The following is a 21,785-nucleotide window of genomic DNA, read 5'->3' as shown; positions in this document are numbered from 1 at the left end:
TATTGAGCTACGCTGCAAACGTGCATTGAAAGTGGACCGAAATAGGCTCAAGCGGGCTCAAGCAAGCCCAGGCGCCGCCCCGCGGGCAGTCCGCACGTTTTCACCTCTCTCCACCTTTTAAACGACGCCCCCAGGTTAACCACTGCGACCGGCGAAAATCGATGACCAAGAAAGTTTATGTAAAGACCTACGGCTGCCAGATGAACGAGTACGACTCCGACAAGATGGTCGACGTACTCGGCGCGGCTGAAGGCCTCGTCAAGACCGACACCCCGGAAGACGCGGACGTCATTCTCTTCAACACCTGCTCGGTGCGCGAAAAAGCGCAGGAGAAAGTCTTCTCCGAACTCGGCCGTGTGCGCGAGTTGAAAGAAGCGAACCCGAATCTGATCATCGGCGTGGGCGGTTGCGTGGCGAGCCAGGAAGGCGCGTCGATCGTTGCGCGCGCACCGTATGTCGATCTGGTGTTCGGGCCGCAAACGCTGCACCGTCTGCCGCAAATGATCGACAAGCGCCGCGAAAGCGGCCGCGCTCAGGTCGACATCTCGTTCCCGGAAATCGAAAAGTTCGATCACCTGCCGCCGGCGCGCGTCGATGGCGCGAGCGCGTTCGTGTCGATCATGGAAGGGTGCAGCAAGTACTGCAGCTACTGCGTCGTGCCGTACACGCGCGGTGAAGAAGTGTCGCGTCCGCTCGACGACGTGCTGACCGAAATCGCCGGCCTCGCCGACCAGGGCGTGCGCGAAGTCACGCTGCTCGGCCAGAACGTGAATGCTTACCGCGCCGGCATCACGCTCGGTTCGTCGGAAATCGCCGACTTCGCCCAGTTGATCGAATACGTCGCGGACATTCCTGGCATCGAACGGATTCGCTACACCACGTCGCATCCGAAGGAATTCACGCAGCGCCTGATCGACACCTACGCCAAGGTGCCGAAGCTCGTCAGCCACCTGCATCTGCCGGTGCAGCACGGCTCCGACCGCATTCTGATGGCGATGAAGCGTGGCTACACCGTGCTCGAATACAAATCGGTGATCCGCAAGCTGCGCGCGATCCGCCCTGACCTGTCGTTGTCGACGGACATGATCGTCGGCTTCCCGGGCGAGACGGAAGAAGACTTCGACAAGATGATGGCGCTGGTGCACGAGCTGAAGTACGACACCAGCTTCTCGTTCATCTACAGCCCGCGTCCCGGCACGCCGGCCGCGAATCTGCACGACGACACCCCGCGTGAAGTGAAGCTCAAACGTCTGCAACATTTGCAGGCTACGATCGAAGAGAACGTGCAGCGCATCAGCGATTCGATGGTCGGCAAGATCGAGCGGATTCTGGTCGAGCGCCCGGCGCGCAAGGACCCAAACGAACTCGCGGGCCGCACCGAGAACAACCGCGTGGTGAATTTTCCGGCGCCGGTCGCGTCGCACGCACGGTTGATCGGCCAGATGGTGGACGTGAAAATCGTCCATGCGTACCCACATTCGTTGCGTGGCGAACTCGTGCTGGTGCACGACGACGCGCCCGCAACCACCCACTGAGCGACGCCAGCCAGCGTCACGAACCCCACAGGATCGATCCTCCGCCTTGAAGACCACTCAGCAGCATCTGGAATTCACCGCTTCGCGCGACGACAACGCGCGGCTCGCCAACCTCTGCGGACCGCTCGACGAAAATCTGCGGCAGATCGAGCAGGCGCTCGACGTGACGCTGCAACGCCGTGGCCACCGCATCACGATTCGCGGGCGCGGCGCGAAACTTGCGCTTACCGCGCTCGAAAAGTTCTACGACAACTCGCAGAAGCCCCTGTCGGTCGACGACATCCAGCTCGCGCTCGTTGAAGTGCGTCAGCCGGCACGCCATCGCGCGAACGGCAACGGCCATGGCACGGAAGCGCTGGACCCGCGCTTTCCGGGCAATCCGGATCACCCGTTCGACCAGCCCGCCGACAGCGGTGACGACGATCTCGAAGAACTCGGCCCGAAGCTGTACACACGCCGCGCCGATCTGCGCGGCCGCACGCCGATGCAACGCGAGTATCTGAAGCAGATCATTTCGCACGACGTGACTTTCGGCATCGGTCCCGCCGGAACGGGCAAGACCTATCTCGCGGTGGCTTGCGCGGTGGACGCGCTGGAGCGCGACCAGGTCAAACGCATCGTGTTGACGCGTCCGGCCGTCGAAGCGGGCGAACGCCTTGGCTTCCTGCCGGGCGATCTGGCGCAGAAGGTCGATCCGTATCTGCGTCCTTTGTATGACGCGCTATACGACCTGCTCGGCTTCGACAAGACCGCCAAGATGTTCGAGCGGCAGATGATCGAAATCGCGCCGCTCGCCTACATGCGCGGCCGCACGCTGAATCACGCGTTCATCATCCTCGACGAGGCGCAGAACACCACGCCCGAACAGATGAAAATGTTCCTCACGCGGATCGGCTTCGGCTCGAAGGCGGTGGTCACCGGCGACACGACCCAGGTCGACTTGCCGCGTGGCGCGAAGAGCGGGCTGATCGAAGCGCAGCAGGTGCTGGCGGACGTGCGCGGCATTGCGCTCACCCGCTTCACGAGCGCGGACGTGGTGCGGCATCCGCTGGTCGCGCGAATTGTGGAGGCGTACGATGCGCATTCGCAGAAAACCGCCAGTCCGGCGGATTCGCGCTAGATTGCGTCGTTGATTTACGTCGTTAATTTTGCGCCGAACTCCACTGGACAGGCCGCAGCAAACCAGGCAACAAACCGAACAAGCATGAGCCGCGCACCGAAACTGACGTTGAATCTGCAATTCCCTGCCGCCAAGACCTGGCCGGAACATAAGGCGCTGCTGCCGCGCGCCACCGTGGCCGGCTGGATCAAGGCGGCGCTCTTCGCGGACGGCGAGCTGACCGTGCGTTTCGTCGATGCCGACGAAGGCCGCACGCTGAACCGCACCTATCGCGGCAAGGATTACTCGACCAATGTGCTGACGTTTGCGTACGCCGAATCGGAAGACGATCCGGTGACGGGCGATCTGATCCTGTGCTGTCCGGTGGTCGAAAAAGAAGCCGCCGAACAGGGTAAGCCGCTGATCGCGCACTACGCGCATCTGCTGGTGCACGGCACCCTCCATGCGCAAGGCTACGACCACGAGGTCGAGGAAGAAGCCGAGGAGATGGAAGCGATCGAAACCGAAATTCTCGGCAAGCTCGGGTTCCCGGATCCTTACCAATAGTCTTTCCCAACCTCTTTACCCTCTCCGTCAGAAACCACCGTGAGCACGTCCTCCCCTGAAACCGATACGCGAACCACGCCCTGCCCGGACTACCCGCCCGCGCTCGGCGAACCGCGGCTGCTGACGGACGAGGAGTTGCGCGCGTCGCTCGAATGCACGTTGCGCGACTGGGACCGCAAGAGCGATCTGTGGCTGTTCGGTTATGGTTCGCTGATCTGGAATCCCGGTCTGCCTTCCGTCGAAGCGGCCCGCTCGAAAGTGCACGGTTATCACCGCGGACTGTATCTGTGGTCGCGCGTGAATCGTGGCACGCCCGAACAGCCGGGCCTCGTGCTCGCGCTCGATCGCGGCGGCTCGTGCTCCGGCATCGCCTTCCGCCTCGCCGCCGAGGGCGCGATGCCGCATCTGGAAGCGCTGTGGCGCCGTGAAATGCCGATGGGTTCGTATCGCCCGACGTGGCTGCCCTGCGTGCTCGCAGACGGCCGGCGCGTCGACGCGCTCGCGTTCGTGATGCGGCGTGACGTACCGACCTATACCGGCAAGCTGCGCGACGAGGTCGTCAAAACCGTGTTCGGCTGCGCGAGCGGTCGCTACGGCACCACGCTCGACTACGTCAGCCGCACTGTGCACGCGCTGCGCGAAAGCGGCATGCCCGACCGCGCGCTCGAAGCGCTGCTCGAGCGTTGCCGGGAGGAAAACCGCGAGGCCGGTCATGACGCTGACCGGCAAACGGGCCAAGGATCGGCACAATAAGCCGCGCGCAGCCGAACGCACTGCAGCGCGCCGCCACACTCCACCACACGCCGTACTTTTTTGCTCGAAAACGCTTTTCTTCGCGTAATCAGTTAGGATTGACCCATGCCCACCGCACGCGGCCGGGCGGGTTCATCACTGCTTCGCTCATCGCCCAGCCCGGCAGGACACGGTCCTGCCATGTGCCTGGTGTATCCTTAATGCTCTGCAACAGCGCGCCCAGTCTCGCCGGGCGCACTACCATGAACGACACGTATCCCAGTCGACACCGAACTAGCGACAAACCACAGGAAAAACGCTCACTCCTCGAGCGTCTGACCGACTTCATCTCGCCCGAACCCGACTCGCGGGCCGAACTCCTTGAAATCCTCCAGGACGCGCACGAGCGCAACCTGATCGACGCCGACTCGCTGTCGATGATCGAGGGCGTATTCCAGGTGTCCGAACTCAGCGCCCGCGACATCATGGTGCCGCGTGCTCAAATGGACGCGATCAACATCGCGGACAACCCCGCTGAATTCATTCCCTACGTGCTGGAAAAGGCGCACTCGCGCTATCCGGTGTTCGAAGGCAATCGCGACAACATCATTGGCGTGCTGCTCGCGAAAGATCTGCTGCGCTACTACGCCGAAGACGAATTCGACGTGCGCGGCATGCTGCGCCCCGCTGTCTTCATTCCGGAGTCCAAGCGCCTGAATGTGCTGCTGCACGACTTCCGCGTGAATCGCAATCACCTCGCGGTGGTGGTCGACGAATACGGCGGCGTGGCCGGCCTGATCACGATCGAAGACGTGCTGGAACAGATCGTCGGCGATATCGAAGACGAATACGATTTCGACGAGGAAAGCGGCAACATCATCGCCTCGCCGGACGGCCGCTTCCGCGTGCGCGCGCTCACGGAGATCGAGCAGTTCAACGAGTCCTTCGGCACGCATTTCCCGGACGACGAAGTCGATACGATCGGCGGTCTCGTCACGCATCATTTCGGACGGGTGCCGCATCGCGGCGAAAAAGTCCGCCTCGACGATCTGATCTTCGAGATTCTGCGCGGCGACGCCCGCCAGATTCACATGCTGCTGGTGCGCCGCGACCCGCTCGCCGGCCAGCGCGAGCGCGAAGCACAGCACGTGCAGACCTGATCCGCTCCTTTTCCTCGCTTCTTCAACTCCTCACGCCGACCGCGCAACAATGGCCGACCCGATTACATCCCGTTCGCGCCGCGGCGTGAGTGCCTCTGCCGCCCCTGCCACCCGGGAAGCGCGCGGCCGTGCACTGCCCCGCTGGCATTACCTCGTCGCGCTGGTCGCTGGTGCGGCCAATACGCTGTCTTTCGCGCCAACGCCTCATGGCGGCTGGCTCGAACTCGTGATCTTCGCGTTCTTTTTCGCATGGCTCACGCGCACGACCGGCTGGAAAAGCGCCGCGCTGACGGGCGGCGCATTCGGCTTCGGCAACTACGTCACCGGCGTATGGTGGCTGTACGTCAGCATGCACGACTACGGTGGCATGGCCGCACCGCTGGCGGGCGCCGCGGTCGTGCTGTTCACGCTGTATCTGGCGGTGTATCCGGCGCTGGCTGCCGGCGTCTGGTCGTTCTGCGCGGGGCACGCGCGCAACGGCGCGGCCGATACCGACAAGCCGTTCTCGCCGACCTGGCACGGCGCGCTGGCGTTTGCGAGCGCGTGGGCGATCGGTGAATGGCTGCGCGGCACCGTGTTCACCGGTTTTCCGTGGCTCGCGAGCGGTTATGCGCAGGTTGACGGGCCGTTCGCCGGGTTTGCGCCCGTGGCGGGCGTGTACGGCGTCGGCTGGATGCTGGCGCTGGTCGCGGCTTTGATCGTGCAGGCGCTGATGCCGCTGTTGCCTTCGCGCGGGCAGCTCGATACCGCCGACGGCGGCAATGAGGGCAAACGCGGCGTCGCACGCGTTGCTATGCCGGCGGGAATCGCGGTTGCGCTGATCGCGGCCGGCCTGCTGCTGCCGCTCGCGCAATGGACCCTGCCCGCCAACGCACCGCTGACGGTGCGCCTCCTGCAAGGCAACGTCAAACAGGAAATGAAGTTCGAAGAATCCGGCATGCGCGCCGCGATCGACCAGTATCAGCAGATGATCACGTCGAAGCCCGCCGACCTGATTGTCACGCCGGAAACCGCCATTCCGGTGCTCGCGCAGCAATTGCCGCCGCAGTTCGCGTCGGCGGTGCGCAACTTTTCGGACACGACCGGCACTGCGATCGTGTTCGGCGCGATCGGCGGCACGATTACGCCGGAAGGCCAGGTGATCGACTATACGAACAGCCTGTTCGGCGTCACGCCGGGCACGCGCGACGTATATCGCTACGACAAACACCATCTCGTGCCATTCGGCGAATTCGTGCCGTGGGGCTTTCGCTGGTTCGTGAATCTGATGAGCATTCCGCTCGGCGATTTCGCGCGCGGCGCGCCAGTGCAGAAGCCGTTTATCGTGCATAACCAGCCGGTCTCGGTCGACATCTGCTACGAGGATATTTTCGGCGAGGAGATTGCGCGAAACATTCGCGAGAGCGACACGCCCGCAGGTGTACTGGTCAACTCGACCAATCTCGCCTGGTTCGGCGACACGATCGCGCTGGATCAGCATCTGCAGATTGCGCGCATGCGTTCGCTGGAAACCGGCAGACCGATGCTGCGCGCGACCAACACCGGCATGACCGCCGCGATCGACGCCAACGGCAAGGTGATCGGACGCCTGACGCCGTACACGATCGGCTCGCTCGATGTGACGGTGCAAGGCACCTCGGGCAGCACGCCCTATGTGACGAGTGGCAATAACACGGTGCTGGCAGTTTCGTTATTGCTGCTGGCGTTCGGGTTTGCATTCGGCCCGGGGATTACGCGGCGGCAAAGCGGTAAGAAATAACTCGCGATAAACGGCGTGACTGTGCGCATGCCGTTTAAACGTGAAAGCACAGTGGTGAATCTCGCCCCAATAGAAAAACGCGCGCTCCGGAACCCCGTGAGCGCGCGTTTACAAAAAATCAGGCTTTACTGATTCGATGCGATCCGCTGCTGAATATGTTGGGCGCGCGCCGGTGAAGCCGGATGCGAACTCAACATGCTCGACTTGCCGCCATCCAGTTGTGCGAGCTTGTTGAACGCCGTCACCAATCCCGACGGATCGAGATTCTTCTTTTTCTGCAAGTCGAATGAATAATCGTCGGCCGCGCTTTCCTGAGTTTGCGAGAACTGCGCATTAATCAGCTTCTCGGAAAAATCGCCAAGCTGCGAACCGGACAACGCCCCCGCCACACCACCCGCCGACGATGCCACCGAACGCGCCGCCGAAGTCGCGTACGCGACCTGCATCGCCTTCTTCGTATGGCCGAGCGCAACGTGGCCCATCTCGTGGCCGACCACACCGCGCACTTCGTTGTCGTTCATCATGTCCATCAGACCGCTATAGACGCGCACGCAGCCGTTGGCCATCGCCCATGCATTGACGTCCTTGGTTACGTACACCTTGTAGTTCACCGGCACGCCGTTGATGTTGTTGCCCAGTTGCGCGGCGATCTTGTTCAGGCGTTTCTGATACTTGCTGTTCGCGGCGGCAATCTGATTTTCACTATCCAGTTGCGCGCACGACTTGTCGGTCAGCGCACGCACATCAGCATCGCTGAGTGTGGCGGCCTGGGCGGCCTGCTGGCCGGACTGGATCAGCGCAGTCGGATTAACGTTGCTGACGTTCGAGCACGCAGCAAACAGCGCACAGGCAGAAGCGGCAATAACAAAGCGGTACGATTTCATGGTGGAAGTCTCTTTTGCGGACGTTATTAATATCGACGGCGCGTTTTAATGCACCGTCCATTCGCAATGGCCGCAAATCACGGGAGAAAAACTCCACGTATGTCGATTGCATAAACCATTGCGCCACGCGGCAGACAAAAAAAATGCGCCTGACGGGTAGGCGCATTTTTACCACAAACGTAAGCTTAAATTTATGCTTATGAAAGCGTGAATGACATCATTTTGCAATTTAGCGAAAATTGCGGGCAGCGCGATTCCAGACAACCGCACCATTGAGCGGCAACGAGTACTTCGCTCAATTCGCCGGCACCGTATCAATGAACGACTGACGCAACGACAGTTTCTGGAAATGTTTATCCAGATTCGGATACCCTTCGCGCCAGTTCAACTCAGGCATGCGGAAATCGAGGTAGCCCAGCGCACAGCCCACCGCGATATCCGCGAGTGTGTAGTGATTGCCCGTGCACCACGGCTTGGTGCCCAAGCCTTGTGACATGGCGATCAGGCCTTCGTCGATCTTGCGCTGCTGCCGCGCGACCCACGCGTCCACGCGCTGTTCGGGCGCGCGCTGGGTGCTTTCGAGGCGAATCAGCACCGCGGCGTCCAGCATGCCGTCGGCGAGCGCCTCCCAGCAGCGCACTTCGACGCGCTCGCGCCCCGACGGCGGAATCAGCTTGCCGACTGGCGACAGCGTATCCACGTATTCGCAGATCACCCGCGAGTCGAACACCGCTTCGCCGTCTTCCATCACGAGGCACGGCACCTTGCCGATCGGATTGAAGGTGTGAATCGTGGTATCCGGCGCCCAGACGTTCTCGGGCACGAGTTCGTAGTCGATCTTCTTGTCGGCCAGAACGATCCGCGCTTTGCGCACGAACGGGCTGGCGAGCGAACCGATGAGTTTCATCATTACCATCTGCCTTTTCTTGAATTCGGCGAAAGTATAAGTGGTCGGCGGCATTCCCGAGCACAGCGCTGTCGCTTCGCAAGCCGCATGGATGCTCGCTGTGGATGGATTGCAACATTGCCGCGACACTAGCATGCCGTCTACCCGGCCAAATGGCTAACGTGGCTGGGGCGACCACCTCTCCCCGCCAGTATCCGCGCAAAATAAGTCTCCGCATTGGGCGCTACAATCTCACGATGAACCAGCCGACCGAACCCACCATCGCCATCGACGTCTACCGCACGCGCCGCGAGCGCGTCCTCGCCGCGCTGCGCGCGACGGGTGGGGGCGTCGCCATCGTCCCCACCGCGCCGGAAAAGCTGCGCAACCGGGACGCCGACTACCCCTACCGGCACGATAGCTATTTCTACTATCTGACGGGTTTCACGGAGCCCGAGGCCTTGCTGGTGCTCGACGCAAGCGCCGCATCGGGCGAACCGGCCTCGATCCTGTTCTGCCGCGAGAAGAATGTCGAGCGCGAGACATGGGAAGGTTTCCGTTTCGGGCCGGAGGGCGCACGCGAGGCGTTCGGCTTCGACGCCGCCTTCCCCGAGAGCGAAGTCGACGCGCAACTACCACGCATTCTCGCCGACAAGCCATCGCTGCATTACGCGCTCGGCACGTCGGCGGCACTGGACGAACAGGTGCGCGGCTGGCTCGACGCGGTGCGCTCGCTAGGCCGCAGCGGCGTCGCCACGCCCACAGTCGCGCATGATCTGATCCCGTTGCTCGACGACATGCGGCTCATCAAGGATCCCCACGAACTCGCCATCATGCGTCGCGCCGGACAGATTTCCGCGCAGGCGCATCGCCGCGCAATGGCCGCCTGCCACCCCGGCGTGCGTGAGTACGAACTGGAAGCCGAGCTGCTCTACACCTTCCGCAAATTCGGCTCGCAGGCGCCGGCTTACACGTCGATCGTCGCCGCGGGCGCCAACGCCTGCGTGCTGCACTACCCGGCCGGCAACGCGATCGCCCAGGACGGCGACCTGATCCTGATCGACGCCGCCTGCGAACTCGACGGCTACGCATCCGACATCACCCGCACCTTCCCGGCGAGCGGCCGCTTCACGCCGGCGCAGCGCGAGTTGTACGACATCGTGCTGGGCGCGCAGCAGGCTGCCGTCGACGCCACCCGCGTCGGTGCCACCTTCGACGATCCGCACCAGGCCGCCGTGCGCGTGCTATCGCAAGGGCTGCTCGACACCGGCATCGTCGACCGCGCGAAGTTCGCCTCGGTCGACGCAGTGATCGCGGAGCGCGCCTATGCGCCGTTCTATATGCACCGTACTGGCCACTGGATCGGCATGGACGTGCACGATGTCGGCGACTACCGCGAACGCGGCGCACCACGCGACGAAGCGGGCGCGCTGCCGTGGCGCACGCTGCAGGTGGGGATGACGCTGACCATCGAGCCCGGCTTGTACATCCGTCCGACCGAAGGCGTGCCGGAGCGCTACTGGAACATCGGCATCCGCATTGAAGACGACGCGATCGTCACGGCGGCAGGTTGCGAGCTGATCACACGCGACGTCCCGGTGGCGGCCGGCGAGATCGAGGCGCTGATGCAGGAAGCCCGCGCGGCCCAGCCGCTAAAGCAGTAACCGAGGCAGTAACCCAAGGAAGCAACCCGCAATGAACGACGTTTCCCAGTCGACGGTGATTCTGAAACCCGCCGCGTCCGACCATGGCTTCGATTTCGACGTGACGATCGTCGGCGCCGGGCCGGTCGGGCTGGCGCTTGCCGGCTGGCTGGCGCGCCGCAGCGCGACGCAGGCGCTGAAGATCGCGTTGATCGACGCGCGCGAACCGGAAGATTCGATTGCCGATCCGCGCGCGATCGCCGTCTCGCACGGCAGCCGGATGATTCTCGAACCACTGCGCTGGCCAGCCGACGCCACCGCGATCCAGCGCATCCACGTGTCGCAGCGCGGCCATTTCGGCCGCACGCTGATCGACCACAGCGAGCACGGTTTGCCGGCGCTCGGTTACGTGCTGCGTTATGGCTCGATCGTGCACGGTCTCGCCGAAGCGGTTCACGCGACCTCGGTGCACTGGTTCCGCTCCACCTCCGCCGCGGCGCCGACTCAGGACCTCGACGGCGTCACGCTGCCGATCGAAACCGCGGGTGTCACACGCAATCTGCGCACGCGGATTCTGGTGAATGCCGAAGGCGGCCTGTTCGGCGACCAGAAACAGAAAGCCACCGGGAGCACGGGCAGCAGCGCAGTCGGCGGAACGCGCGATTACGGGCAGACCGCGCTGGTCGGCACGGTCGCCGTGTCGGCGCCGCAACCGCATGTGGCGTGGGAGCGCTTCACGTCGCAAGGACCGATCGCATTGCTGCCGATGGGCGGCGTGCGCGGCGCGAATTACGCGCTGGTCTGGTGCTGCGCACCCGACGAAGCCGCGCGACGCGCACAACTCTCCGACGACGAATTCCTGCTCGAACTCGGCGCCGCATTCGGCAACCGCATGGGCCGCTTTACGCAAATCAAGGGACGCGCGTCGTTCCCGCTGGGACTGAACGCGGTCGATACGCTGGTGAACGGCCATGTCGTTGCAATCGGCAATGCGGCGCAGACGCTGCATCCGGTGGCAGGTCAAGGTCTGAATCTGGGCTTGCGCGACGCACACGCGCTCGCCGATGCCTTGTCGGCGGAAGGTCCGACCCCGCTGGCTCTCGCGACGTTCGCGCAACGCCGCGCGCTCGACCGGCGCCTGACGATCGGCGCCACCGACACGCTCGCGCGCCTTTTCACCGTCGACTTCCCGCCGCTCGCCGCCTTGCGCGGCCTCGCCCTCACCGCGCTCGAATTCGTGCCGCCGGTGAAAACCGCGCTGGCGCGGCAAATGATGTTCGGCCAGCGCCGCTGAGCGCGCCGCCCGTTCGCGCCCAACGCCCTCGGCCGCTGCAGCCTTTTTAGGCACCGTGCCAGGCACATAAGCAGGCCCATCAGCGTCGCCGCGCGAACGGTGCCGGTTCTATGAACCGGACCACTTTCATAGAAGATTTAATGAGTTACGACAGACTCAAGTCGGGTGTCGACTATCCGTTAACGCTAAAATGGCGGTTTTCCTTCGCATTTCGCGCAAGCTCCGATTGACAGAAACTTAACAATCGGTCACAAGCGCGTCCAAGTCATGCCCACTCTCGGCTCCCACAATCTGCGTAACAACCTGTTCGTCGCCCCCATGGCCGGCGTAACCGACCGGCCGTTCCGGCAACTGTGCAAACGGCTGGGCGCGGGCTATGCGGTGTCGGAAATGGTCGCCTCGAACGCGCAGTTGTGGAAAAGCGAAAAAACCATGCGCCGCGCCAACCACACGGGCGAGGTCGAGCCGATCGCCGTGCAGATCGCCGGCGCCGATCCGGCCATGATGGCCGAAGCCGCTCGCTACAACGTGGCGAACGGCGCGCAGATCATCGACATCAACATGGGCTGCCCGGCCAAGAAGGTGTGCAACGTGGCCGCGGGTTCCGCCTTGCTGCAGAACGAGCCGCTGGTGCAGCGCATCGTCGAGGCCGTGGTGGGCGCAGTGGGCGTCGGGCCGGATGCGGTGCCCGTCACGCTGAAGATCCGCACCGGCTGGGATCGCGACAACAAAAACGCTTTGACGGTAGCGCGTCTGGCCGAAGCCGCCGGCATTTCCATGCTGACCGTGCACGGCCGCACCCGCGCCGACCTGTATCACGGCGACGCCGAATACGAGACCATCGCTGCCGTCAAAGCAGCGGTGCGCATTCCGGTGGTCGCCAATGGCGACATCACGTCGCCGCAAAAAGCCCGCGAGGTGCTCGCCGCCACCGGCGCCGACGCCATCATGATCGGCCGCGCCGCCCAGGGGCGTCCGTGGCTGTTTCGCGAGATCGAGCATTTCCTGCAAACGGGTGAGTTGCTGCCGCCGCCGCGCATCGACGAAATCCAGCAGGTGATGAACGAGCATCTCGAAGATCACTACGCGTTCTACGGCGAATTTACGGGCGTGCGCACTGCGCGTAAGCATATCGGCTGGTACACTCGCGGCCTTTCTGGCGCCAACGTGTTCCGGCACCGTATGAATACGCTGGACACCACGCGCGAACAACTCCTCGCCGTCAACGAATTCTTCAACGCCCAAAAGGCGATTTCCGACCGCCTCGTCTACGTCGACGAGACGCTCAGCAAGAACGACGGCGAGCCGGACCATACCGACCGACTAGCAGCATGAGCAAGAACAATATCGAACAATCTGTCCGCGACAGCCTGGGGATGTATTTCCAGGATCTCGACGGCTCCAATCCGCATGACGTCTACGACATGGTTATTTCATGCGTGGAAAAACCCTTGCTCGAAGTGGTGCTCGAGCAGGCCGGCGGCAATCAGTCGCTGGCCGCCGAGTATCTCGGCATCAACCGCAATACGCTGCGCAAGAAGCTGCAACAGCACGGTTTGCTGTAGTTCGTTGTAGTTTCAAGCGCCCTGCCACGTTTCCCTTCGGCTTTTCGTCTTCATCATGATCAAGCAAGCGCTCATCTCCGTTTCCGACAAGTCCGGCATCGTCGACTTCGCCAAGTCGCTGTCGGACCTCGGCGTCAAGATCCTGTCGACCGGCGGCACCGCGAAACTGCTCGCGGACGCGGGCCTCTCCGTCACCGAAGTCGCCGACTACACGGGCTTCCCGGAAATGCTGGACGGGCGTGTGAAAACGCTGCATCCGAAGGTGCACGGCGGCATTCTTGCGCGCCGCGACCTGCCGGAACACATGGCAGCGCTTGAAAAGCACGACATCCCGACGATCGACCTGCTGGTCGTGAATCTGTACCCGTTCGTGCAGACCGTGTCGAAAGAAACGTGCTCGCTGGAAGACGCGATCGAGAATATCGACATCGGCGGCCCGACCATGCTGCGCTCGGCCGCGAAGAATCATCGCGACGTGACGGTGGTGGTCGATCCGGCCGACTACGCGGTCGTGCTCGACGAAATGCGTGCGAATAGCAACGCTGTCTCGTACAAGACGAACTTCCGTCTGGCCACCAAGGTGTTCGCGCACACCGCGCAGTACGACGGCGCGATCACGAACTACCTGACGAGCCTCACCGACGAATTGCAACACTCGTCGCGCAACACCTACCCGGCTACCTTCAACCTGGCTTTCGACAAGGTGCAGGATCTGCGCTACGGCGAGAACCCGCACCAGAGCGCCGCGTTCTATCGCGATCTGTCCGTGCCGGCTGGCGCACTGGCGAACTACAACCAGTTGCAAGGCAAGGAACTGTCGTACAACAACATCGCCGATTCCGATGCAGCGTGGGAATGCGTGAAGACGTTCGACGTACCGGCCTGCGTGATCGTCAAGCACGCGAATCCGTGCGGCGTCGCAGTGGGCGCGGACGCGAACGAAGCGTATGCGAAGGCGTTCCAGACCGATCCGACCTCGGCGTTCGGCGGCATCATCGCGTTCAACCGTGAAGTCGACGAAACGGCGGCGCAAGCCGTGGCCAAGCAGTTCGTCGAAGTGCTGATCGCACCGTCGTTCAGCACGGCGGCTCGTCAGGTGTTCGCGGCCAAGCAGAACGTGCGTCTGTTGGAAATCGCCTTGGGTGACGGTCATAACGCGTTCGATCTGAAGCGCGTCGGCGGCGGCCTGCTGGTGCAATCGCTCGATTCGAAAAACGTGCAGCCGCACGAATTGCGCGTGGTCACGAAGCGTCACCCGACGCCGAAGGAAATGGACGACCTGCTGTTCGCATGGCGCGTCGCGAAGTACGTGAAGTCGAACGCGATCGTGTTCTGCGGCAACGGCATGACGCTCGGCGTCGGCGCGGGCCAGATGAGCCGCGTGGACTCGGCGCGTATTGCGAGTATCAAGGCGCAGAACGCCGGTTTGACGCTGGCGGGTTCGGCGGTGGCGTCGGACGCGTTCTTCCCGTTCCGTGACGGTCTGGATGTGGTGGTTGCAGCAGGCGCGACCTGCGTGATTCAACCGGGCGGCTCGATGCGCGACGACGAAGTGATCGGTGCAGCAGACGAGCACAACATCGCGATGGTGGTGACCGGCGTGCGTCATTTCCGGCATTGAATTCGACTTCGCGGGCGGCGTCTTTGTGATGCGATGCTCGCCTGCGTAGCTTGCGCGAAACGGCCCGGTGGAGTTTTCCGCCGGGTCGTTTTGTTTTGGAACACCGACCGCCACACGGCGCGTTCGTTGTAGTATCGCAAGCACCTGGTTTTAACCGCATACGCGGCATCTCATGAGAATTCTCGGCATCGACCCCGGCTTGCGCGTGACCGGCTTTGGCGTAATCGATCAAACCGGACACACGCTCAGCTACGTCGCAAGCGGCGTGATCAAAACCGCCGACGCCGATCTGCCATCGCGTCTCGGCACCATTTTCGAAGGCATTTCGACGCTGATCCGCCAGCACTCGCCGGATCAGTCGGCGATCGAAAAAGTGTTCGTCAACGTCAATCCGCAATCCACCCTGCTGCTTGGTCAGGCGCGCGGCGCGGCGATTTGTGGGCTGGTGGCGGGCGGCGTGCCGGTTGCCGAATATACGGCGTTGCAGTTGAAGCAGGCTGTGGTCGGTTATGGCCGCGCGACCAAGGAGCAGATGCAGCAGATGGTGGTGCGGCTGCTCAACCTCTCCGGCGTGCCTGGCACTGATGCCGCTGACGCCCTCGGCATGGCGATTTGCCACGCGCATGGGGGCTCGACGCTGAGTACGCTCGGCGGCATTGCGCCGTCGCTAGCGAAGAAAGGCTTGCGTGTGCGGCGTGGGCGGTTGGTGGGCTAGGTGTTCAGTTCCGGCTGCCAGCGCCATGATCCGCAACATCACTGAGCCTGCTTCGGGCCGCACGAATTGTGGAAACAGCGCGAATCGCGACTACGCATCATGCCGCGCACCCACTGCGCTACACTCGCCCTTTCTCTCAAGATTGAATCCGCCATGATCGGTCGCATTGCCGGCGTTCTGCTGGAAAAAAACCCGCCGCATCTACTCGTCGACTGCAACGGCGTCGGTTACGAAGTCGATGTGCCGATGAGCACGTTCTACAACCTGCCGTCGACCGGTGAACGCGTCGTGCTGCTCACGCAAATGATCGTGCGTGAAGACGCGCATCTCCTCTATGGCTTCGGCACCGCCGAAGAACGCTCGACGTTCCGCGAACTGCTGAAGATCACAGGCATCGGCGCGCGTATGGCGCTCGCCGTGCTCTCCGGCATGAGCGTGCATGAGCTGGCGCAGACCGTCACGATGCAGGACGCCGCGCGCCTGACTCGTGTGCCGGGCATCGGCAAGAAAACAGCGGAGCGGCTGCTCCTCGAACTGAAGGGGAAGATCGGCGCCGACCTGGGCGCGCTGGCGGGCGCGGCGTCGGCATCCGACCACGCCTCCGATATCCTGAACGCACTGATCGCATTGGGTTACTCCGAAAAAGAAGCGTTGGCGGCCGTCAAGAACGTGCCGGCCGGCACCGGCGTTTCCGAAGGCATCAAGCTCGCGTTGAAGGCGTTGTCCAAGGGTTAAAAGCCCATGCCGTGACGGTGGCGCCGCGTGCGACAAGTAAAGCTTCGCACACGGCGGTGCGGCGCACACCCTGGCCGTTCGGCCGAGTTTCGCAACGGGCGGGGCGCGGTACAATGACCGCATGATCGAAACCGACAAACTCGCCGCCGAGCGCATCATCGCGGCCACGCCCGTCTCGCCGAACGAAGAAGCGTTCGAGCGCGCGTTGCGCCCACGCCAGCTCGAAGAATATGTCGGGCAGGAAAAAATACGCGGTCAACTGGAAATCTTCATCGAGGCTGCCAGGCGCCGGTCGGAATCGCTCGACCACGTGCTGCTGTTCGGGCCGCCGGGTCTCGGCAAGACCACGCTCGCGCACATCATCGCGCGGGAAATGGGTGTCAATCTGCGGCAAACATCCGGCCCGGTTCTTGAACGCGCCGGCGACCTCGCTGCATTGCTCACCAACCTCGAAGCCAACGACGTGCTGTTCATCGACGAAATCCACCGGCTCTCGCCGGTCGTCGAAGAAATTCTGTATCCGGCGTTGGAGGATTATCAGATCGACATCATGATCGGCGAAGGGCCGGCCGCGCGCAGCGTGAAGCTGGATCTGCAGCCGTTCACGCTGGTCGGCGCAACCACCCGCGCGGGTATGCTGACCAATCCGCTGCGCGACCGCTTCGGTATCGTCGCACGGCTCGAGTTTTATAACGCCGAAGAGTTGGCGCGCATCGTCACGCGTTCGGCATCGTTGCTACATGCGCAGATCCACCCGGATGGCGCATTCGAAATCGCCAAGCGCGCACGCGGCACGCCGCGGATCGCGAACCGGCTGTTGCGCCGCGTGCGCGATTTCGCAGAGGTGAAAGCGGACGGCAACATCACCGCTCAAGTGGCGGACGCGGCACTCAAGATGCTCGACGTGGATGCGGTCGGCTTCGACCTGATGGACCGCAAACTGCTCGAGGCGATCCTGCACAAATTCGACGGTGGCCCGGTCGGCGTCGACAATCTGGCAGCGGCAATCGGCGAAGAGCGCGACACGATCGAAGACGTGCTCGAACCGTACCTGATCCAGCAAGGCTTCCTGCAGCGCACGCCGCGCGGCCGCGTCGCCACACTGCTCACGTACCGGCATTTCGGTCTCGCCGCGCCGGATGCTTCGAGCCCCATATCCGGCCTGTGGGATGCGGCCGCGACCTGAGCCGGATGCGCGAGTTGAAATAACTCGCGCCGTTTAACGCCCCGGTTCCGGCACCCTCTTCTTGAAGCTATCGTCATCGCTCGGCGCGTCGAGATGCGACACGTCCGCCCACGACACGATCGTCGCCTTGCTGGCGTCGTCGGCATAATCCACCACGTTGACGCTCGTATTCAGCAACGCGTAATCACGCGGCGCATCGAGTGACAAACCGCACGCAAAACGACGTACGCAATCGAGCACACCGCCATGCGCGACCACAGCGATCCGGCCGCCCGGATGCACTGCCACCAGAGGCTCGATCGCGTGCAGCACGCGGTGATAGAGCGTGCGCTGCGATTCACCTTCAGGCGGCGCGAAGCCAGGATCGCGGGTTTGCCAGTGCGCGTACTCATCAGGGAAACGGACGGCGATTTCGTCGCTGTCATGCCCCTGGAACGCACCATACGAACGCTCACGCAAACCTTCACGCAGTTGCAGCGGCAGGCCGAGCGCGTCGGCGATCGGCTGCGCGGTTTGTTGGGCACGTTGCAGATCGCTCGAATAGATCGCGTCGAGCCGTGCGCCCTCTTTCACCTCACCCGCGATGCGGCGTGCAAGGCGTTGCGCCTGCGCGAGGCCGGTCGTCGCGAGCGGAATGTCGATGTGACCTTGAATGCGCTTGATGCGGTTCCAGTCGGTCTCGCCGTGGCGGATGAACAGAATCTGCGTAGTCATGGGATGAGCGTGGGCGCCAGTAGCCGGTTATGCCGAGCCGCTATTGTCGCAAGAAGCGGCTGGAGGAGTGGAAGCGTGCCGCCGCGTACACCATGCGGCAGCAGTGGAAGCTCAAGCGTTCGTCTGCAGCCAGAACGTGACCGGTCCGTCATTGACTAGCGACACCTGCATATCGGCGCCGAACTCGCCTGTCTCGACGATCGGGTGCTTGGCGCGCGCTGCCGAGACGAAGTAATCGAATAGCCGCTTGCCCTCGTCGGGCGGCGCGGCGGGCGTGAAGCTGGGACGCAGGCCGCTGTTGGTGTCGGCAGCCAGCGTGAACTGCGAAACGAGCAGCAAGCCGCCTGCGCGCCCTGCGCCGTCGAGGTTCTGCACGGAGAGGTTCATCTTGCCGGCCGCATCGCTGAAGACGCGATAGCCGAGCACCTTGGCGAGCAGCCGGTCGGCTGCAGCCTCCGTGTCGCCACGTTCGGCGCATACGAGCGCGAGCAGGCCCGCCTCGATTGCGCCGGTCACGCGGTCGTCCACGCGCACTTCCGCGCGGCGAACGCGCTGGATCAGCGCGATCATCGGCTCGACTCCAGATGCAACAACGCTCGAGTCGCCATCGTGTTATCGCTGAGTCATCAAGCCGTCAGCGTGACACGCGCGAAACGGCGCTTGCCGACCTGCACGACGTACTCGCCGGCTTCGACCTTCAGTCCCTTGTCGGACACGGTCGTGCCATCGATCTTCACGCCGCCTTGCTCGATGTTGCGCAGCGCCTCGCTGGTCGACGGCACGAGGTTGGCCTGCTTGAGCAACTGGCCGATTGCGAGCGGTGCGCCCGCGAGCGTCACGGCCGGAATATCGTCCGGCACGCCGCCCTTCGCGCGATGATTGAAGTCCTCGAGCGCGCGTTCGGCATCGGCTTGCGAGTGGAAGCGCGCGACAATTTCCTGACCGAGCATCACCTTGAAATCGCGCGGATTGCGGCCCGCTTCGATTTCCTTCTTGAAGCCGGCGATCTCGTCCATCGGACGGAACGACAGCAGCTCGAAGTAACGCCACATCAGCACGTCGGAAATGCTCATTAGCTTGCCGAACATGTCGGTCGGCCTTTCGCTGATACCGATGTAGTTGTTCTTCGACTTCGACATCTTCTCGACGCCGTCCAAGCCTTCGAGCAAGGGCATCGTCAAGATGCACTGCTGTTCCTGACCGTACTGCTTCTGCAGTTCACGGCCCACCAGCAGATTGAACTTCTGGTCCGTGCCGCCGAGCTCGAGGTCGGCATTCAGCGCGACCGAGTCATACCCTTGCATCAACGGGTACAGGAATTCGTGGATCGAGATCGGCACGCCGCCCTGGAAGCGCTTGGTGAAATCTTCGCGCTCGAGAATCCGCGCCACCGTGTAGCGCGAGGCGAGCTTGATCATGCCGTCGGCGCCGAGCGGCATCGACCACTCGCTGTTGTAGCGGATTTCGGTTTTGTCGCGGTCGAGCACGAGTGCTGCCTGCTCGAAATACGTCTTCGCGTTCGATTCGATCTGCTCGCGCGTGAGCGGCGGGCGCGTGGCATTGCGGCCCGACGGATCGCCGATCAGCGAGGTGAAGTCGCCGATCAGGAAAATCACCGTATGACCGAGATCCTGCAACTGGCGCATCTTGTTCAGCACGACCGTGTGGCCGATGTGGATGTCCGGCGCGGTCGGATCGAGGCCGAGCTTGATGCGCAGGGGCACACCAGTGGCCGCGCTCTTCGCGAGCTTCTGTGCGAATTCTTCTTCGATCAGCAGTTCGTCGACGCCGCGTTTGGTGACGGCGAGTGCGTGACGGACTTCGTCGGTGATCGGGAAGGCGGGGCTAGGCTTGGTGGACTCGGTGCTCATGCTGGAAACGTGAAGTCGCGAAAAAAGGAGATTGTCCCATAGATGCGCGCCGCCGCGCCCACTGACTCGGCGACAGGCGCGCCGTCGACGCATGATTTCGGCTTGCCGGGACGCGCCATTGGCACTGTGACGCTTTATATTCGACCGCGCTTGCGCCGATAATCTGCTAAAACAGATCGCAACGAATCATCGAGAGGAGCAACAACGTGGCGCAAGACCCCGCAGACGGCGTCTACTTGGGATTGATGTCCGGCACGAGCATGGACGGCGTGGACGGTGTTGCCGTCAGATTCGCGAAAGGAAAGCCGCCGGTGGTGCTGGCCGAGGCGTTTGTCGGCTTCGCGGCAGGCTTGCGCGACGCGCTGTTCGCGCTTCAACAGCCTGGGGACAACGAGATCGAACGCGAAGCGCTGGCCGCCAATGCACTCGCCACGCGCTACACGGTGTGCTGCCACGAACTGCTGGGAGCCAGCCGTGTTCCGGCCTCAGAAGTCCGTGCAATCGGCGTGCACGGTCAGACGGTGCGGCATCGGCCGGAAAAGGGTTACACGCGGCAGATCAACAACCCCGCGCTGCTCGCGGAAATGATGCACATCGACGTGGTTGCCGATTTTCGCAGCCGCGACGTCGCGGCCGGCGGCCAGGGCGCGCCGCTCGTGCCGGCGTTTCACGCCACGGTGTTCGGCGCGAAAGACGAAACGCGGGTGGTCTGCAATCTCGGCGGCATCAGCAATATTACGATCCTGAACGCGACCGGCGGCGTGCGCGGTTTCGACTGCGGACCGGCGAACGCGCTGCTCGACGAATGGGCGCAGCGCCATCTCGGCAAGCCCTTCGACGAAAACGGCCATTTCGCTGCGGGCGGACAGGTCGATCGCACGTTGCTTTGTGCATTGCTCGACGAACCCTTTTTCACGCAACAACCACCGAAAAGCACCGGCCGAGACCTGTTCAACCCGCAATGGCTGGATGCCAAGCTCCAACCGTTCGCCGCCCTCGCTCCCGCCGACGTGCAAGCGACACTGGTCGCGCTGACCGCAGTAACGGTTGCCCGCGAAATCGAACGGCATGCGTCGGACGCCAAGGCGGTCTATGTGTGTGGCGGCGGCGCGCGCAATCCGGAGATTCTGAAGGCCCTGCGACAGGCGCTGGAAGACAGCGGTGTAAGCGGCGTGCCCGTGATGACAACCGACGCGCTCGGCGTCCCGCCGAGCCAGGTCGAGCCGCTGGCGTTCGCATGGCTGGCGATGCGTTGTGTGGCGCGCTTGCCGGGCAATTTGCCGGCGGTCACTGGCGCCGCTGCCGAGCGCGTGCTCGGGGCGATCTACCCGCGTTAAGCCAAGAGCCTGGCTTTCAGCGCAGGCAACAAAAAACGGGGCCGAAGCCCCGTTGCTTTTACATCCTGTCGTCTAACCGGCCAACCATCAAACCGAGAACGACGAGCCGCAACCACACGTGGTCGTAGCATTCGGGTTCTTGATGACGAACTGCGCGCCGTTGATGTCGTCCTTGTAGTCGATCTCAGCGCCGACCAGATACTGGTAGCTCATCGAATCGATCAGCAACTGGACGCCGCTCTTGTTCATGACGGTGTCGTCTTCGTTGACGGCTTCGTCGAACGTAAAACCGTACTGAAAGCCCGAGCAGCCGCCGCCCTGCACGAAAACGCGCAGTTTGAGGTCCGCATTGCCTTCTTCTTCGATCAGTTGCTTGACCTTGTCAGCCGCTGCGTCGGTAAAAACGAAGGGGGCGGGCATCTCGGTCACGGGTGTATCGGTGACTGCGTTCATTCGAACTCTCCAAAAAGCTTCTAACCGCT

At 63.1% G+C, this 21,785-nt stretch carries 21 protein-coding genes; 15 read left to right on the top strand and 6 right to left on the bottom strand.

The window, feature by feature from the left end; translation table 11 throughout:
• Positions 1–161 precede the first annotated feature (161 nt).
• The 6 genes from miaB to lnt all read left to right on the top strand — a co-directional run bounded on the left by miaB (position 162) and on the right by lnt (position 6,852).
• Entirely contained in the window at positions 162–1,535 is a 1,374-nt protein-coding gene (gene miaB, locus M0D67_RS03600) for a tRNA (N6-isopentenyl adenosine(37)-C2)-methylthiotransferase MiaB (RefSeq protein ID WP_154558065.1), read from the top strand.
• A 46-nt stretch (positions 1,536–1,581) separates the two neighbouring features.
• Positions 1,582–2,655, top strand: coding sequence for a PhoH family protein (locus M0D67_RS03595; protein ID WP_154558066.1), 1,074 nt, complete (start codon positions 1,582–1,584; stop codon positions 2,653–2,655).
• A gap of 84 nt (positions 2,656–2,739) precedes the next feature.
• Positions 2,740–3,201 (top strand): rRNA maturation RNase YbeY, encoded by a 462-nt coding sequence (gene ybeY / locus M0D67_RS03590; protein WP_154558067.1) that lies wholly within the window; start codon positions 2,740–2,742, stop codon positions 3,199–3,201.
• A gap of 39 nt (positions 3,202–3,240) precedes the next feature.
• The gene (locus M0D67_RS03585) at positions 3,241–3,954 is read left to right on the top strand and encodes a gamma-glutamylcyclotransferase (RefSeq protein ID WP_168435533.1); all 714 of its coding nucleotides are present in this window, start codon (positions 3,241–3,243) and stop codon (positions 3,952–3,954) included.
• A 242-nt stretch (positions 3,955–4,196) separates the two neighbouring features.
• Positions 4,197–5,093, top strand: coding sequence for an HlyC/CorC family transporter (locus tag M0D67_RS03580; protein ID WP_054034680.1), 897 nt, complete (start codon positions 4,197–4,199; stop codon positions 5,091–5,093).
• 49 nt (positions 5,094–5,142) lie between these two features.
• Positions 5,143–6,852, top strand: a complete 1,710-nt coding sequence (lnt, locus tag M0D67_RS03575; RefSeq protein ID WP_171927489.1) for an apolipoprotein N-acyltransferase — start codon at positions 5,143–5,145, stop codon at positions 6,850–6,852.
• Positions 6,853–6,977: 125 nt separating this feature from the next.
• Here the strand turns inward: lnt and M0D67_RS03570 are convergent, their stop codons facing one another.
• Complete coding sequence (locus tag M0D67_RS03570) at positions 6,978–7,736, bottom strand: M48 family metallopeptidase (RefSeq protein ID WP_154558069.1); 759 nt, start codon at positions 7,734–7,736, stop codon at positions 6,978–6,980.
• Positions 7,737–8,031: 295 nt separating this feature from the next.
• Positions 8,032–8,646 carry a glutathione S-transferase C-terminal domain-containing protein gene (locus M0D67_RS03565; protein WP_171927491.1) on the bottom strand — a complete coding sequence of 205 codons (615 nt, stop codon included), beginning with the start codon at positions 8,644–8,646 and terminating at the stop codon, positions 8,032–8,034.
• Positions 8,647–8,879: 233 nt separating this feature from the next.
• Here M0D67_RS03565 and M0D67_RS03560 point away from each other — a divergent pair, with 233 nt between their 5' ends.
• From M0D67_RS03560 to ruvB, 8 genes are all read left to right on the top strand, one after another.
• Positions 8,880–10,286, top strand: a complete 1,407-nt coding sequence (locus M0D67_RS03560; RefSeq protein WP_154558071.1) for an aminopeptidase P N-terminal domain-containing protein — start codon at positions 8,880–8,882, stop codon at positions 10,284–10,286.
• Between the two features lie 31 nt (positions 10,287–10,317).
• Positions 10,318–11,559, top strand: a complete 1,242-nt coding sequence (locus tag M0D67_RS03555; RefSeq protein ID WP_171927492.1) for a UbiH/UbiF/VisC/COQ6 family ubiquinone biosynthesis hydroxylase — start codon at positions 10,318–10,320, stop codon at positions 11,557–11,559.
• A gap of 267 nt (positions 11,560–11,826) precedes the next feature.
• A complete protein-coding gene (gene dusB, locus M0D67_RS03550) occupies positions 11,827–12,894 on the top strand; it encodes a tRNA dihydrouridine synthase DusB (RefSeq protein WP_154558073.1) in 1,068 nt (355 codons plus the stop codon).
• On the top strand, positions 12,891–13,124 hold the full coding sequence (locus tag M0D67_RS03545; RefSeq protein ID WP_007180440.1) for a Fis family transcriptional regulator: 234 nt from the start codon (positions 12,891–12,893) through the stop codon (positions 13,122–13,124). The genes dusB and M0D67_RS03545 overlap by 4 nt, the downstream gene beginning before the upstream one ends.
• Positions 13,125–13,179: 55 nt before the next feature.
• Positions 13,180–14,745, top strand: coding sequence for a bifunctional phosphoribosylaminoimidazolecarboxamide formyltransferase/IMP cyclohydrolase (gene purH / locus M0D67_RS03540; protein WP_154558074.1), 1,566 nt, complete (start codon positions 13,180–13,182; stop codon positions 14,743–14,745).
• Positions 14,746–14,917: 172 nt separating this feature from the next.
• Positions 14,918–15,460, top strand: coding sequence for a crossover junction endodeoxyribonuclease RuvC (ruvC, locus tag M0D67_RS03535; protein WP_097390381.1), 543 nt, complete (start codon positions 14,918–14,920; stop codon positions 15,458–15,460).
• A gap of 153 nt (positions 15,461–15,613) precedes the next feature.
• Positions 15,614–16,195, top strand: a complete 582-nt coding sequence (gene ruvA, locus M0D67_RS03530; protein ID WP_093635484.1) for a Holliday junction branch migration protein RuvA — start codon at positions 15,614–15,616, stop codon at positions 16,193–16,195.
• Positions 16,196–16,316: 121 nt separating this feature from the next.
• Positions 16,317–17,381, top strand: coding sequence for a Holliday junction branch migration DNA helicase RuvB (ruvB, locus tag M0D67_RS03525; protein ID WP_154558075.1), 1,065 nt, complete (start codon positions 16,317–16,319; stop codon positions 17,379–17,381).
• Between the two features lie 33 nt (positions 17,382–17,414).
• Here the strand turns inward: ruvB and M0D67_RS03520 are convergent, their stop codons facing one another.
• From M0D67_RS03520 to tyrS, 3 genes are all read right to left on the bottom strand, one after another.
• Positions 17,415–18,095, bottom strand: a complete 681-nt coding sequence (locus M0D67_RS03520; protein ID WP_154558076.1) for a histidine phosphatase family protein — start codon at positions 18,093–18,095, stop codon at positions 17,415–17,417.
• Between the two features lie 111 nt (positions 18,096–18,206).
• Positions 18,207–18,665 carry a D-aminoacyl-tRNA deacylase gene (gene dtd / locus M0D67_RS03515; RefSeq protein ID WP_063497315.1) on the bottom strand — a complete coding sequence of 153 codons (459 nt, stop codon included), beginning with the start codon at positions 18,663–18,665 and terminating at the stop codon, positions 18,207–18,209.
• A gap of 56 nt (positions 18,666–18,721) precedes the next feature.
• Positions 18,722–19,966 (bottom strand): tyrosine--tRNA ligase, encoded by a 1,245-nt coding sequence (tyrS, locus tag M0D67_RS03510; protein ID WP_154558077.1) that lies wholly within the window; start codon positions 19,964–19,966, stop codon positions 18,722–18,724.
• Positions 19,967–20,172: 206 nt separating this feature from the next.
• Between tyrS and M0D67_RS03505 the strand changes: the two genes are divergently transcribed.
• A complete protein-coding gene (locus M0D67_RS03505) occupies positions 20,173–21,303 on the top strand; it encodes an anhydro-N-acetylmuramic acid kinase (protein WP_168435534.1) in 1,131 nt (376 codons plus the stop codon).
• 87 nt (positions 21,304–21,390) lie between these two features.
• Here M0D67_RS03505 and erpA read toward each other — a convergent pair whose 3' ends face one another.
• Positions 21,391–21,756, bottom strand: coding sequence for an iron-sulfur cluster insertion protein ErpA (gene erpA, locus M0D67_RS03500; RefSeq protein ID WP_007180424.1), 366 nt, complete (start codon positions 21,754–21,756; stop codon positions 21,391–21,393).
• Positions 21,757–21,785: the final 29 nt, after the last annotated feature.

This window comes from Paraburkholderia sp. SECH4, from assembly GCF_030511745.1.
Classification (GTDB): Bacteria; Pseudomonadota; Gammaproteobacteria; order Burkholderiales; family Burkholderiaceae; genus Paraburkholderia; species Paraburkholderia madseniana.
Note: the sequence above shows the minus strand (reverse complement) of the source record. Positions and strands in the feature narration are given on the sequence as shown.

Bases quoted from the DNA above. Each gene is read 5' to 3' on its own strand.
- miaB (WP_154558065.1), top strand. From the start codon at position 162: ATGACCAAGAAAGTTTATGTAAAGACCTACGGCTGCCAGATGAACGAG.
- ybeY (WP_154558067.1), top strand. From the start codon at position 2,740: ATGAGCCGCGCACCGAAACTGACGTTGAATCTGCAATTCCCTGCCGCC.
- M0D67_RS03580 (WP_054034680.1), top strand. From the start codon at position 4,197: ATGAACGACACGTATCCCAGTCGACACCGAACTAGCGACAAACCACAG.
- lnt (WP_171927489.1), top strand. From the start codon at position 5,143: ATGGCCGACCCGATTACATCCCGTTCGCGCCGCGGCGTGAGTGCCTCT.
- M0D67_RS03570 (WP_154558069.1), bottom strand. From the start codon at position 7,736: ATGAAATCGTACCGCTTTGTTATTGCCGCTTCTGCCTGTGCGCTGTTT.
- M0D67_RS03565 (WP_171927491.1), bottom strand. From the start codon at position 8,646: ATGATGAAACTCATCGGTTCGCTCGCCAGCCCGTTCGTGCGCAAAGCG.
- M0D67_RS03560 (WP_154558071.1), top strand. From the start codon at position 8,880: ATGAACCAGCCGACCGAACCCACCATCGCCATCGACGTCTACCGCACG.
- M0D67_RS03555 (WP_171927492.1), top strand. From the start codon at position 10,318: ATGAACGACGTTTCCCAGTCGACGGTGATTCTGAAACCCGCCGCGTCC.
- dusB (WP_154558073.1), top strand. From the start codon at position 11,827: ATGCCCACTCTCGGCTCCCACAATCTGCGTAACAACCTGTTCGTCGCC.
- M0D67_RS03545 (WP_007180440.1), top strand. From the start codon at position 12,891: ATGAGCAAGAACAATATCGAACAATCTGTCCGCGACAGCCTGGGGATG.
- purH (WP_154558074.1), top strand. From the start codon at position 13,180: ATGATCAAGCAAGCGCTCATCTCCGTTTCCGACAAGTCCGGCATCGTC.
- ruvC (WP_097390381.1), top strand. From the start codon at position 14,918: ATGAGAATTCTCGGCATCGACCCCGGCTTGCGCGTGACCGGCTTTGGC.
- ruvA (WP_093635484.1), top strand. From the start codon at position 15,614: ATGATCGGTCGCATTGCCGGCGTTCTGCTGGAAAAAAACCCGCCGCAT.
- ruvB (WP_154558075.1), top strand. From the start codon at position 16,317: ATGATCGAAACCGACAAACTCGCCGCCGAGCGCATCATCGCGGCCACG.
- M0D67_RS03520 (WP_154558076.1), bottom strand. From the start codon at position 18,095: ATGACTACGCAGATTCTGTTCATCCGCCACGGCGAGACCGACTGGAAC.
- dtd (WP_063497315.1), bottom strand. From the start codon at position 18,665: ATGATCGCGCTGATCCAGCGCGTTCGCCGCGCGGAAGTGCGCGTGGAC.
- tyrS (WP_154558077.1), bottom strand. From the start codon at position 19,966: ATGAGCACCGAGTCCACCAAGCCTAGCCCCGCCTTCCCGATCACCGAC.
- erpA (WP_007180424.1), bottom strand. From the start codon at position 21,756: ATGAACGCAGTCACCGATACACCCGTGACCGAGATGCCCGCCCCCTTC.